General features: G+C 40.1%; 12 protein-coding genes. 4 read left to right on the plus strand and 8 right to left on the minus strand.

The features are described 5' to 3' along the window. Positions 1-13: 13 nt before the first annotated feature. Positions 14-1,591, plus strand: coding sequence for an aldehyde dehydrogenase (NADP(+)) (locus ACS125_RS13835; RefSeq protein ID WP_443272765.1), 1,578 nt, complete (start codon positions 14-16; stop codon positions 1,589-1,591). A 79-nt stretch (positions 1,592-1,670) separates the two neighbouring features. Here ACS125_RS13835 and ACS125_RS13840 read toward each other — a convergent pair whose 3' ends face one another. Beyond that, the gene (locus ACS125_RS13840) at positions 1,671-2,291 is read right to left on the minus strand and encodes a TetR/AcrR family transcriptional regulator (protein WP_443272767.1); all 621 of its coding nucleotides are present in this window, start codon (positions 2,289-2,291) and stop codon (positions 1,671-1,673) included. Between the two features lie 166 nt (positions 2,292-2,457). Between ACS125_RS13840 and ACS125_RS13845 the strand changes: the two genes are divergently transcribed. Both ACS125_RS13845 and ACS125_RS13850 read left to right on the plus strand, forming a co-directional pair. Further along, a complete protein-coding gene (locus ACS125_RS13845) occupies positions 2,458-4,035 on the plus strand; it encodes an MFS transporter (protein WP_443272769.1) in 1,578 nt (525 codons plus the stop codon). Further along, positions 4,032-5,117 (plus strand): HlyD family secretion protein, encoded by a 1,086-nt coding sequence (locus ACS125_RS13850; RefSeq protein ID WP_443272771.1) that lies wholly within the window; start codon positions 4,032-4,034, stop codon positions 5,115-5,117. The genes ACS125_RS13845 and ACS125_RS13850 overlap by 4 nt, the downstream gene beginning before the upstream one ends. Before the next feature lie 76 nt (positions 5,118-5,193). Here ACS125_RS13850 and ACS125_RS13855 read toward each other — a convergent pair whose 3' ends face one another. From ACS125_RS13855 to ACS125_RS13880, 6 genes are all read right to left on the minus strand, one after another. Continuing rightward, a complete protein-coding gene (locus ACS125_RS13855) occupies positions 5,194-6,450 on the minus strand; it encodes an OprD family outer membrane porin (protein ID WP_443272773.1) in 1,257 nt (418 codons plus the stop codon). Positions 6,451-6,526: 76 nt separating this feature from the next. Continuing rightward, complete coding sequence (locus ACS125_RS13860) at positions 6,527-7,870, minus strand: MFS transporter (protein ID WP_443272774.1); 1,344 nt, start codon at positions 7,868-7,870, stop codon at positions 6,527-6,529. A gap of 111 nt (positions 7,871-7,981) precedes the next feature. Then, a complete protein-coding gene (locus ACS125_RS13865) occupies positions 7,982-8,683 on the minus strand; it encodes a fumarylacetoacetate hydrolase family protein (protein ID WP_004792190.1) in 702 nt (233 codons plus the stop codon). Between the two features lie 32 nt (positions 8,684-8,715). Further along, positions 8,716-9,354, minus strand: coding sequence for a maleylacetoacetate isomerase (maiA, locus tag ACS125_RS13870; protein WP_296517535.1), 639 nt, complete (start codon positions 9,352-9,354; stop codon positions 8,716-8,718). Beyond that, positions 9,351-10,571, minus strand: a complete 1,221-nt coding sequence (locus tag ACS125_RS13875; RefSeq protein ID WP_004792186.1) for a 3-hydroxybenzoate 6-monooxygenase — start codon at positions 10,569-10,571, stop codon at positions 9,351-9,353. The genes maiA and ACS125_RS13875 overlap by 4 nt, the downstream gene beginning before the upstream one ends. 27 nt (positions 10,572-10,598) lie before the next feature. Further along, entirely contained in the window at positions 10,599-11,636 is a 1,038-nt protein-coding gene (locus ACS125_RS13880) for a cupin domain-containing protein (protein ID WP_443272777.1), read from the minus strand. A 154-nt stretch (positions 11,637-11,790) separates the two neighbouring features. Between ACS125_RS13880 and ACS125_RS13885 the strand changes: the two genes are divergently transcribed. Further along, positions 11,791-12,684 carry a LysR family transcriptional regulator gene (locus ACS125_RS13885; RefSeq protein WP_086395197.1) on the plus strand — a complete coding sequence of 298 codons (894 nt, stop codon included), beginning with the start codon at positions 11,791-11,793 and terminating at the stop codon, positions 12,682-12,684. Positions 12,685-12,783: 99 nt separating this feature from the next. Here the strand turns inward: ACS125_RS13885 and ACS125_RS13890 are convergent, their stop codons facing one another. Beyond that, positions 12,784-14,175, minus strand: coding sequence for an amino acid permease (locus ACS125_RS13890; RefSeq protein WP_151962902.1), 1,392 nt, complete (start codon positions 14,173-14,175; stop codon positions 12,784-12,786). Positions 14,176-14,221: the final 46 nt, after the last annotated feature.

Here is a 14,221-nt window from a genome sequence, read left to right on the forward strand (position 1 = left end):
CAGGATATTTGTTATGACCATTATCGGACACAACTTTATTGGCGGTTCACGTAGCGCACAAAGTACAACTTTATTGAAAAGTGTGAATGCAACAACTGGTGAGGCTTTGCCTTATGAGTTTCACCATGCAACCGAACAGGAAATTAATCAGGCCTGTGAAGCGGCTAGTCAAGCCTTTAAAACTTACCGTCATACTTCACCTGAACAGCGTGCTACTTTTTTAGAAAACATTGCCGATGAACTCGATGCCTTGGGCACCGATTTTCTAGAGACTATTTCGCAAGAAACCGCTTTGCCACTTGCCCGTTTGCAAGGTGAACGAGGCCGTACCAGTGGACAAATGCGTCTGTTCGCTAAAGTGTTGCGTCGCGGTGACTTTTTAGGTGCACGTATTGATACAGCTTTGCCTGAGCGTCAGCCTTTACCACGACCAGACCTGCGCCAGATTAAAATCGGTGTTGGACCAGTTGCTGTATTTGGTGCAAGTAACTTTCCACTCGCTTTTTCAACTGCGGGTGGCGACACCGCTTCGGCACTAGCTGCGGGCTGCTCTGTAGTGGTGAAAGCGCATAGCGGACATATGGCGACAGCAGGCTTTGTGGCTCAGGCAATCGAACGTGCCGTAGAAAAATCAAATATGCCTAAAGGCGTATTTAACATGATCTATGGTAATGGTGTGGGTGAACCACTGGTGAAGCATCCTTTAATACAAGCAGTGGGTTTTACTGGTTCACTACGTGGTGGCCGTGCTTTATGTGATATGGCCGCAGCCCGTCCACAACCCATTCCAGTGTTTGCGGAAATGAGCAGTATTAACCCGATGCTGATGTTACCCGAAGCCTTAAAAAACCGTGGTGATAAAATTGCACAGGACTTGGCCGACTCAGTTGTTTTAGGCTGTGGTCAGTTCTGTACCAATCCGGGTTTAATTTTAGGCATTAAATCAGCTGAGTTTAGCCAGCTCATTAACAACCTAACTGAAATTATGGGTGGCAAACCTGCACAGACTATGCTGAATGCCGGAACCTTAAAAAGCTATACCGCGGGTCTTGAGCATTTAACCCAGCATCAAGGCATTGAACATTTGGCAGGTCAAACCCAGCAAGGCAATCAGGCACAGCCACAACTATTTAAAGCTGATGTGGAGCTGTTATTGGCAGGTGATCAGCTTTTACAAGAAGAAATCTTTGGTCCCACAACAGTGGTGATTGAGGTTGAAGATAAAGCCCAACTCATTCAGGCGCTACAAAGCATGAATGGTCAGTTGACTGCAACTTTAATTGCCGATGAAGCAGACTTAACTGAATTTGCAGATGTGGTTCCTGTGCTAGAGGAAAAAGCAGGCCGATTACTCATAAACGGGTATCCAACGGGTGTTGAAGTATGTGATGCCATGGTACACGGCGGACCATACCCAGCGACTTCAGATGCGCGAGGCACCTCTGTTGGAACTTTAGCAATTGACCGTTATTTACGCCCAGTCTGTTACCAAAACTATCCGGAAAGTTTATTGCCGGAAGCCTTAAAAGACAGCAACCCATTGCAGATTTTAAGACTTGTGAATGGTGAGATGACTAAAGCAGCTATCTAATCAATTAAAAAAAGAGACCATTAGTTGGTCTCTTTTTTACTTCTACATTTAAGGTTTTATAGAGAGCAAATTCCCCAAATTAATCTAGTTTATAATTGATATTTTTTAAAAATAAATCGACAGCATATTCAACCCAAATACTAATTTCACTATCAGAAATTGCATAATTAGGATGTGTCAGACACTTTAGATGGGCATCACTTCGTAATAATGCCAAGAATATATTTGCTGCAATATCAGCAGAAGAATTTAACTCAATCTCTTTATTTTTTTGAGATTTTTCAAGATACCCCGCAATAATATTTGCAAGCTTTTGCGGGCCTACTTCAAAGAATTTTTCAGATAACTCGGGAAATCTAACTGCTTCTGCGATACAAACTCTAAAAAATGCCAATCCTGAATGCGACAATATAAAACAAAGATAGGTTTTCCCAATCTCGGTTAAAGCTGAGCGTAAATTTTCAGCTTTTGTCTCGACTAAAATGATTTGCTCTTGCATGTTCCTGCATTGACGTTCAATCACAGCTGCAAACATCGCTTCTTTATTTTTATAGCACCCATACATCGTTGCTTTTGAAACACCCGCTTCCTTTTGAATCATGTCTGTCGTTGTTCCACTAAAACCGTGAATCAAAAAAAACTTGGTTGCTGCATCCAGAATTTTTTGATCTTTTTCATGAGCTTTAGTTGAAACTGACATACTGACCTTATAAAAATTTTAGCGATTTCGTACTAAGTGTAACTCATCGAAAACTTCAAAATCGAGAATTGACGGAAATTTAATTAGAGAGTAGAGTACCGATCGGTACAGTACAGTAAATATCTGCTCCTTGCAATGAATGGATGTTTAAGATTTAAGGTAAAAAATGAATACAAAGCCACTCATCGGTTTAGCAGGTGCAATATTTGCTGCAATGACTGTTGAATTTAACAACCGAATCACCAGCATTACCTTAGTCGACATTCGTGGCGCGATGGGAATTAGTGTTGACTCTGGTTATTGGATCAACAGTATTTACGCAAGTGCCATGATTATTGGCATGATTCTGTCCACCAGTTGGGCAGTTATTTTTTCTATGCGCAGAGTTCTTCTTTTTGCGATAGGACTTTGTCTCTTTTCTAGCGTTTTAATTCCTTTTAGCCCCAATATCGAAATATTTTATTTATTGCGTGGCTTACAAGGGCTCGCTAATGGTCTAACCATTCCTTTGCTCATGGCCTGTGCGCTTAGATTTTTAGGACCTGACATTCGGCTATGGGGTCTCGCCTGTTATGCATTAACTGCAACATTCTTTCCCAACTTAAGTGCCGCACTCTCTGCATTTTATTTAGATGTGATTGGCTGGAAAATGATATTTTTCCAAACTATTCCTTTTTGTGCGCTAAGTGCTGCACTGGTTTATTTTGGTATTCCCCAAGATCCACCAAATTATTCAAGAATAAAAACTTACGATTGGATGGGCGCCATTTTAGCGATTATTAGCTTAGCCAGCCTGAGCACACTGTTATTGCATGGCAACCATTTAGACTGGTTCCATTCTCAATTAATTTGTGTACTGGCTTTAATTAGTGCCATTAGCTTACCTTGGTTTTTCATACATGAATGGCGTTATCCATCGCCATTAATTAAGCCGCAAATGCTCGAAATCCGAAATTTTGCTTACGCTGTTTTCGCTCTCTTTTGCTTTGTCATTATTGGTATGTCCACCAGCACATTACCACTGAATTACCTTAGTGCTGTACATGGCTATAAACCCACTCAGACCATGTGGATTGGCTTACAAATTGCGGCATTGCAATTTATCTATATTCCTATTGTTGTAAAGCTTTTAAACCAAGCTTGGGTGGATAGCCGATATGTACACGGTTTTGGTTTACTTCTAGTCATTGCTGGTTGCCTAGGTGCAAGTCAACTTGATACTACATGGAATCAAGATCAGTTTTATTTTTGGCATGCAATCTCATGTTTGGGACAAACCTGTGTCGTGCTCTCGCTCTTAATGATGGGTACAAATAGTGTTCATCCAACCATGGCAATTTATGCATCACCGATGATTAACACCCCGCGTGCGATTAGCGGTGTACTGGGTGTATGTATTTTAGACTGGATCAATCGAGTACGTGGTGAATACCATTCAACACGGCTGATTGAAAATACCGCCCAACATGTTTTCCAAAATATTCAAGGCCCTGTCATTAATCCACTTACTCCACCTGTGCTTAACGCAAATGGTGCAGATCGTGTTTCAGGTGGTCTATCTGCTCTAAATTCTGCGATTCAGGCGCAACAATCTGTCTTAGTTATTAGCGATCAATATCTTATCTTAGCTGGCCTTACCGCTATTTTATTCATTGTGATGTTGATTTTGCCAGTTCGAACTTACCCGCCACGTATTGCTCTCATTAAGTTAATGAATAGTCATAACTCAGGAAAATCTTTATGAGTACTCTCGAAGCTCAAGATACTACCCACACCGAACCACCTAAGTTAACCAAGGTGCAATATCTCAAAAAGCATTGGGTTATGGTTATTGCATTCATTATTGTCTTAGCATCTATTTTATGGGTTTTAAAACTTATATTTTTACCATCTTCGGTTATTGAAACAGACGATGCACGTGTGGATGTAGAGTACTCAACCATTGCCCCTAAAGTATCTGGCAATATTGAAGAAATTTATATTAAAGACCATCAGACCGTAAAAAAAGGCCAACTTTTAGCCCGTATTGATGCGCGCGATTATCAAGCTGCTTTGGCTGAGGCTGAATCTAATTATGCAAAAGCACAAGCTGACGTAAGTGAAGCAATGCTCGCAGTTGATAGACAACCCACTGTTATTCGAGAAACTGAAGCACAGCTGAGAAAAGTAGAAGCTGGAATTAAACTCACAAAAGATAATACGGCGCGTTATGAGCAACTACAGGCACTTGGAGCGGAGTCTAGATTAATTACACAGCAATCTAAGACTACATTGACTGAACAATATGCTGACTTAGACAGCAGTAAAGAAAAAGTGATTGATGCACAGTATCAGCTCAACCAATACAAGATTCAGGTACAAGCCAAACAAGCTGCTCTTAAACAAGCACAAGCAGCGCTTGATAAAGCAAAACTGAATTTGAGTTATACAGAAGTTCGAGCACCTATTGATGGCATGATTGGTCAAAAATCTGCAAACGTGGGCAACTTTGTGAACGCTGGTAATCCACTCATGGTGGTTGTGCCTTTAGACCAAGTCTATGTAGAAGCAAACTTACGTGAAATTGAGCTAAAACAAATTAAGCTCGGACAACCTGTTAATGTCTATGTAGATGCTTATAACGTTGAGCTAAAAGGTGTGGTAGACAGCTTCTCTCCATCTACTGGCGCATTTTTCTCTCCGATCTCTGCGACCAATGCAACTGGTAACTTTACCAAGATTGTTCAGCGTCTACCTTTACGAATCAAGCTTATTGAAAATCAAAAAGACGTTAAATTATTGCGTCCCGGCTTATCGGTTTTGGTCTCTATTGATACCAATAAGTAGATAGTCTAGATTTCAAAATATGAGAGAAAAAGAGACCGTAAATGGTCTCTTTTTTAATGATGAGTTTTAAAAGTCTTTAAAACTTTTTGGTGTAGTTTACAAACAGCCGATCTTCACCAAAGTCATTACCATGTTTTACGTTGTAATCAATGCGAATATATTGCAGGGCAACACCTTTTAAGAATGGCTGCTGAAACGCATAATTTAAAATCACATTAGACTCGGTTTCATGGTTGTTCTCGCCATTGGCTGCTTTAAAGTCATGGCCGTAAACATATTTCACCATCGCATTTAGGCCTGGTACATAGTCTTTAAAGTCATAGCCGTACATCACATGGTAAGACTTTTCATCTTCTTTAAAAAATCCAGTAGCATTCCAGTTAATAAAGTACGTTTCTGGTAAGAAACCATCTGGTAATGGATAAGCAGACTCACCCATAATCTGTTGGTACCCCAAACCAAAGGTATGGTTTTTTACTTTAAGAGTCTGTAGCACTCCAATATTTTGCGCATTAATATCAAAAGTATTGCCGTCATCTTTTGCATTGAAATATTTAAACTTAGACGTAAGAGCAAAATTAGGTTGTTTCCAGTTATGCTCAAGCCCTACATAGTGTTTGTTGTAGAGGTCTTCTAAATTACCAAAGTAATATTCGCCCTTGAGTGAAGGTGTAAATTGATAGCGCAGGTCAATATAATTTAAGCCATCAGATTCTTTAGTGATTCCATTTGCCGTAAATGAAAACTTTTTAAAGTCTTCTTCATTTCGTGGCGAGACTTTTTCAACTCGACCAATTTCAGCATAGAGCTGATCTGAAAGTTGCGACTTAAGATTGGTTCCCCAATAAGAGGCAAGCAATTGTCGGCTTGCATCCACAGCTGTTACGGGCAGGTCTAACCAGAGTTCACCGACACTTAAAAGTGTTTTGTCATAACCCAGTTTTAAAGTGGCGCCGTATTTTAAAAAGTCCGATGCTTGAGATTGTGTTTCCTTATTAAAAGGCAAAACTGTGTCAGCAACATGTTTGTCTGAACTCAAGCGCACGGCATATTGAACAGAAGCATCAGCACCAATGGTAATCGGCTTGTCGGCAATTTGCAGTGGAGTATCATGCATTTTCGATTTATAAAACAATGATGCGGCTTGAGACCAGCTGCCTGTGTCTTGGAGTGCATCATTGTCAAAATTGCGGTTGATATAGGCATTCTTTAGCGTGAATTTCCATTCATCTGCGCTTTGTTGAGTGGTATCTGCTGCCCACAATAATGAATGACCACTACAAATAAATAAAAGAGTAGAAAACTTTAAATATGGTGTTTTTAAATATTTCATGAAATAAATCATCCTTTAATTATTGTCTGCGCCATCCTGGCACAGACATATATTTGTTCAGTGGAATCGCCTTATCTCAATTTGAAGCAACTAAAACTTGAGACTGATTTTTCTTTAAACGTTTAATGAGTAACAACGAAACCGCGGCACAAAATGCAGGTATCGCTAAAATGCTTAAAATTTCAAAACTGGAGAGATTTAATGACATTAACCAGCCGCCCATAATTGATCCCACAATTGATCCTGAGCGCCCTACTGCATTGGCCCAACTTACCCCTGTTGCACGGCAATGTGTTGGATAAAAACTAGATGCAAAAGCATTTGCTCCCACTTGCGAACCACTAATTCCTGCACCTACCCCAAACATAGCAAACATCAATAAAATCGTATTTGCCTGTTCAATTCCAAACCCTAAACAAATCAGGAAAAAACCACCAAAAACATAAGCCGTACTTAAAATTTTGGTTGCATCCATCTTATCCATTAGCAGTCCTAGAACAATGGCACCAATAGTTCCCCCTATTTGGAAAATTGAAGTCAGCCATGACGCATTGGATAAATTAAAGCCTTCATTGGTTAATAAAGTAGGCATCCAACTTGAAATCATATAAATAATGAGAAGGCTCATAAAAAAGGTAAACCAAATCAAAAAAGTGCCCAAAGCAAAGCCTTTATTAAATAAATCTTTCAGACTTGATTTTTCAACTTCATTGACTGTTGGAACCAATGTAGGAGCACTGTTTAAATGCGGTGCGATACGGTGAATAATCTTTTCAATTTTTTCGGTGCTCTTCTTTTTAAGCACTAAAAATCGAATAGATTCAGGTAATAAAAAATATAAGAAAGGTACGGTCGCTAAAGGCAACACTCCTCCAATGAGCAAAATACCGTGCCAACCAATATGAGGAAGTAGCTGAGCCGAAAAAATACCACCAAGAGCGGAACCCACAGTAAAGCCACAGAACATCATGGTTACAAGATTAGAGCGACGAGATGTAGGCGCATATTCAGAAGTTAAAGTAATTGCATTGGGTAAAGCCCCACCTAAACCCAAACCAGTGAGAAATCTCCAAATAATTAGGGTTTGTAAATCCGCTGAAAAAGAGGCAAAAACACTGGCAATTCCAAACATAATGACCGAACCAATCAAAATCGGTTTACGGCCTAATTTATCGGATAACGGTCCGAAAATGAGTGCACCAGCCATCAGTCCAAATAAGCCAGCGCCAAATAAAGGTGCCAAATCGGTTGCTTGCAACCCCCATTCTGCCTTTAAAGCAGGTGCAATAAACCCAACTGCCGCCGTATCAAACCCATCAATCGCAACAATCAAAAAACACAACCACATGATTAATTTTTGCAAAGACGATAGCGGTATTTCATCAATGAAACTTTGTACGTCTATAGAATTTTGAGACATGAGAGCTCCTTTCGCCAATACATTGGCGTATATGCAATCCTTAGCAAAGGTGCCCAACTGTATTTTTTATTTAGGTTGAGCACCTATTTCAATAAATCAGATCAATTTGATTTATTTCACATTCACTGTAATTCCAGTCAGTCCAGTAATGTCTGCACGCATAACATCACCTTTCACTACAGCACCCACGCCTTCTGGAGTTCCTGTAAAAATCAAATCACCTGCTTTTAATTCAAATAACGTAGATAAATTGGCAATCGTTTCGGCCACAGACCAAATTAGGTGACTGACATCGCTGTGCTGTTCGGTTTTACCATTTACCGTTAAATGAATATCGGCACTATTGATTTCACCTGTTTGAGTAATCGGATGAATTGGGCCAACTGGTGCAGAAAAATCAAAAGCCTTACCGATTTCCCATGGGCGACCTTTTTCACGCATTGCCATCTGTAAATCACGGCGGGTCATATCTAAACCGACGGCATAGCCATAGATATAGTTCACTGCCTCCTCAACCGAGACATTTTTGGCATCTTTACCAATTGCAACGACCAACTCGATTTCATAATGAAAATTTGAAGTTTCAGATGGATATGGAATATCAACCGCATCTGTATTTACCGGAACAACCGACTCAAGGTCATTTGGCTTACAAAAGAAAAATGGTGGTTCACGGTCTGGGTCAAAACCCATTTCACGTGCATGAGCAGCATAGTTACGGCCGACACAGTACACACGGCGTACCGGAAATTTATGCGCTGAGCCGTGAATAAATAGACCCGCAGTGGTCATTGGTTCAAAAATAAATGACATATCTAAATTCCTTCTACTAAGTTAATCACGACTCAAAATGCATCGGCCTGTTGTTCAGGTGCTGCTTTTTGAAATGCTTCTAAGGTCATGCAGTGTTGGTAAATTTCATTAATGTTTGGATAAGCCGATAAATCGACTTTAAAACGCTCGGCAGAAACTACTTGTGGAACTAAATAGGCATCTGCAATGGTCGGTTGCTTGCCATAGCAGAACTTTTCGCGATTCTGGTCTTGTTCCAAAATATGCTCTAAAGCAGCAAATCCATCCTGAATCCACTTGGCACACCATGCATTGATTTGTGCATCATCCAGCCCTAAGTTCTGGCGTAAATATTCAAGAACACGCTTGTTGTTTAAGGGGTGAACATCGCATCCAACTAATGCAGCAATGGCACGGACTTTTTCTCGACCTAGTAAATCTGTAGGTAATAAAGCGGGCTTTGGATATTGTTCTTCTAGCCATTCGATAATGGCTGGACTTTGCAACAAGTTTCCCGATTCAGTTTCTAGTACGGGTACAAATCCTTGCGGATTTAAAGCTTTAAAAGCAGCTTGATGGTGTTCATTTTTAGCGAGCGAGATATAAGTTGCTTCGTAAGCTAAACCCTTTAGGTTCAACACAATGCGAGTTCGGTGTGAGGTACCGCTACGGAAAAAGCTATAAAGTTTCATGCCACATTCCCTTGATAGTTTTTCACTGCATCAAGGCAGTTATTGACATTCCAGCCATATAACCATTCCATTGCATCATAAAAGCGTTCAGTAGGACGTCCACGCCACAAGTCGTTGCGAACCAAGCGTTGCACACCTTTTGCATGGTAAATTTTGCCCATTTCACGTGAAGACAAAACAATGCGTGCTGTACGTGCCACACGTGCTTTTTGATAAATATCAAAAGCTTTTAAAATGTCATGGTCGGTAACACGTAACGCTTCACCTAAAGTTACGGCGTCTTCCATCGCCATACATGCACCTTGCGCCATATATTGCGTGGTTGGATGTGCTGCATCACCAAGTAATGTCACACGTCCAAAAGTCCATGTTTCAATCGGTTCACGGTCTGCGGTTGCCCAGCGGCGCCAGCTTTTAGGTAACTCGATCAATTGACGGGCTTTCGGGCAAATTCCTTGAAAATAAGACAGCACTTCTTCTTTAGAGCCATCGGTTACGCCCCACTGCTCTTGATCACGACTATGGAACGTCACCACAACGTTATATTCCTTTCCACCGCGCAGTGGATAATGCACAAGGTGGCAATTTGGCCCTACCCAAATACTGGCTGCATTCCATTTCAAGTCTTCAGGAAACTCGCTTTCAGGTACTACAGCACGGTAAACCACATGACCTGTAACCAATGCAGGGTCACCAACATAGGTGTCACGCACAACAGATTTAACCCCATCTGCACCAATAAGTGCCTGACCATGATATTGTTTGCCATTTTGATCGGTAATGGTTACGCCAGTATCATCTTGGTCAACTTTTTGAATATGACAATTAGTGATAATTTCCAAGTTGCCGTATTGTTTAGCACCTTCGACCAATGAACCATGAATATCAGCACGGTGAATCACCGCATATGGGTTACCGAAACGTTCACGGAATTTTTCATCAGTTGGAATTTTACCGACCTGATATTCATCAATCGCATCATGCATAACCATATAGTCGGTATAGACCGCCTTACTGCGAGCAATTTCACCAATTCCTAGCGCATCAAAAGCATGAAATGCATTCGGGCCTAATTGAATACCTGCACCAATCTCACCAATTTCAGGGGCTTGTTCAAAAACCTGTATCTTAAAGCCTTGTTTTGCCAAAGCGAGTGCAGCTGCAAATCCGCCAATGCCGCCACCAGCAATTAATATCGGTTGTTGAGTATTTGACATGATTTATATCCTTATAAAATATTCTATTTACTGGCGCTCACGCACAGAGTACAAACCCAGTTTCCGTTGTAAGGGTGCTTCATCTGCAATAAACAAATAACATGGTTGATCTAAGGTATTGATTAAATCAATATGAGAAAAACATGGTGCACATGCTGTATCAGCTTTATCTAAATTGAAATCTTTCTGATCAATTTTGACTTGGAGCTGACCGTCAATCACATGAAAAATTTGGGCAGTAGAACGCGGTTGGAGCTGTAAAGTTTCATTTGGTCTGAGCATTAAAGCTGAGTAACCAATAATATTTTGGCAGTCATCACCAGTTTCAGGATTGATGTAAGTCACCTGAATTGGAGCTTGATGGTTTTTATCATCTGCAAGCGCATGCAAAACTTTTTTGGTTTCTTTCCAAGAGTAGCGCATGATCGGATACGAGGCATTTTCACGGATAAAATGTGCAGTTGGTACAATGCCCGTTCCATAATGATGAGCATTTCCGGCACTGGTCACTTTTTGGATTTCACCCGGTTGTACATAAGAAGCTTCCATGTAATAAACCAAAGGTAAATCCAGTACATCTAACCAGATCACAGGCTCATCGCCATCATGTCCATGTTCATGCCAAAGCCCAGATGGCGTAAGGATTAAATCTCCATGCTCCATCATGCATTTTTGACCTTCAACTGTCGTATACGCGCCTTCACCTTCAACAATCAGACGCACTGCATTTGGGGTATGTCGATGTGATGGCGCCCACTCTTTTGGTAACAAAAGCTGCATGCCAAGATACATGACCGAACTGGCTTTCATATTTTCCAGACCATGTCCGGGATTTGCTAAAACCAATACACGGCGTTCAGCTTTTTCAATTGGTGTTAACTCACCTGCTTCGAGCAATAAAGGTTTAATATTCTGAAAATACCAAGCGGTTGCTACTGTCTGCGGCATCGGTTTATGCGGAGGCAATACATTGCGTAAACTTGGCCATAAAGGGACTAAATTTGATTCTTCAAGTTGACCAAGATAACGTTTCGGCAAGTCATCTAACGTTGCTAACTGTTCCATTTCAGATCCTCTATTTAAGGCCAATTTGTACAAGAATGCTTTGTACTTTTACGGCCTATTCTTCCTTGATCATCAATGTAACAATCGAAAATTGTTGAATCCATGCACAAAAAACAATAGTCTGTATTGATAAAATCAATACAAGGAAATTAAAGTGTTTGATCTTGATACTCGGCTTTTACAAATTTTCTTTGAAATTTATAAACATAGCAGTGTGTCTAAAGCTGCCGAACAGCTTGAAATTGGACAACCGACTTTAAGTATTGCGTTAAATAAATTACGTGAGCATTTTCAGGACCCACTTTTTGTCCGTATTGAAAATAAAATGCAACCTACTGAGTTATCTAAACAAATATATCCGCTGGTTGTAGAAATTCTGAACCGCCTGAAATTGGTTCAAAACTACAATATTGAATTTGATCCACAGACTTCAAATTATCAATTTAAAATCAGCATGACTGATATTAGCCATCTGGTTTTATTACCTAAACTGATTAATTATTTACGTGCCCATGCCCCCAATATTCGCCTAGAAATTGTCCCCATTGATGCCAATACACCTATCATGATGTCAAATGGTGATATTGATTTAGCCATTGGTTTTTTGCCTCAGCTCGAAGCTGGTTTTTATCAGCAAACACTTTTCCAGCAACGTTATATTTGTATTGCTAGTAAAGAACATCCGAGGCTTACAGGCACAACGCTTTCAGACCAAGAATTTCGCCAAGAACTACATGTCGATATTTTTGCAACGGGTGGACACTACGTGCTGGAGCATGAGTTACAAAAACTGGGAGTAAACCGAAATATTCTGGTTCGTTTGCCAAGCTATTTAGGGGTTGGCTTGGTTGTTCAAGACACAGACGCGATTGCGACCATTCCTCATTATTTAAGTCAGGTGCTTTTAGTTAGAGGTGGCTTAAAAGTTTTAGAACCGCCTTATCATTTTCCGACTTATAGCGTAAAGCAGCATTGGCATGCACGAGTTCATCAAACACCAAGCAACCAATGGTTAAGAAGAGTATGTTTTGAACTTTTTTCTGAATAGAATATTTAAACAGACACCATTAAAAATCCAATAAAAATAAAAGACTTTGCATAGATAATAAAATCTCACTACACAAAGTCTTTATAAACTCTTTTTTAATTAATCTAAATTCATGGCAACCGATCTGGTTGCTTTACGCTTTCGCGTGACAAACAACCCGCAAATGACCACCAATAAAGTTACGCCTAAAGATAAAGTAGTTTCATAACTATAGGTTGGTGATAAGAACATATAACCTAAAACAGTCATAATCACTAAAATTACAAACCACGTTAACCAAGGGAACATCCACATTTTAAAAGATATAGCTGCGCCCTCTTTTTCCAATTTATGTCTTAACCGTAGTTGTGAAAATGCAATTACTAAGTAAACCAGTAAAGCAATTGAGCCTGTGGTGGATAGCAAGAATCCAAAGACTTGCCCAGGAAACATATAGTTCACCGCGCAGCAAATCACACCAACTAAAGTCGATAAAAATACGGCGGAAGTCGGTACACCTGCCCTATTAATTTTTGTCACAATACTCGGTGCTTCGTGGCGTGTACCTAAAGCAAATAACATTCGAGATGAGGTATAAACCGCGGCATTCATACAGCTTGCAACCGCAATAAAAACGACGGCGTCCATAATCAGTTTAGTCTCAGGTACATTTAAACTCATTAACACAAACTGAAAGGTCCCGAACTTTTGTAAATCTGGCGAACGCCAATCGACCAAAGCAACTGCAAGAAAAATTGAAACAACAAAGAATAAAATAATTCGATAAAGCACCAAATTCGTTGCACGTTTAATTTTTTCTTCTGGATTTTTAGATTCTGCCGCTGCAATAGAAAGAATTTCTATTCCAAAAAATGAAAATGCCGAGATTAAAATGGCTGACAAAACACCGCCCATTCCGTGTGGCATAAAACCACCATTTGAAAATAGGTTGCCAACACCACTGACATTTGTTGCTAAAGGCCACATTCCAAATACAGCTATTGCTCCAATAATAATAAACACTACAATCGCAATGACTTTAATAAGTGCAAACCAAAACTCAAATTCACCAAAGCTTTTGGTACTAAAAAAGTTAGCTAGACTGAGTAAAATAATAAAGGCAAATGCATAAACGGCACTAGAAATTTGCGGGAACCATGCGTGTAAAATTTCAGCTCCAGCAATGGCTTCAATAGGAATCACTAGTACCCAAAACCACCAATACAACCATCCAATGGTAAACCCTGCCCAAGGACCAATTGCTTTACGGGCATATGTAGAAAAAGAACCTGTATCGGGTTGTGCGACCGCCATTTCACCCAGCATGCGCATAACCAGAAAAACTAAAATACTTGTAATTATATAAGCGAGTACGGCAGCAGGCCCTGCTTTTGCAATTGCCGCAGAAGAGCCTACAAATAAACCTGCACCAATAACACCACCAATACTAATCATGGTGACATGTCGATTAGAAAGTCCTTCACTTAATTTTATTGTTTTATCATTGTTCATATTCGATTCCTTCAAATTGACAAACTGATTTTAAAATCGTCTTAAA

This window comes from Acinetobacter sp. PFS20, assembly GCF_052261015.1.
Taxonomy (GTDB): domain Bacteria; phylum Pseudomonadota; class Gammaproteobacteria; order Pseudomonadales; family Moraxellaceae; genus Acinetobacter.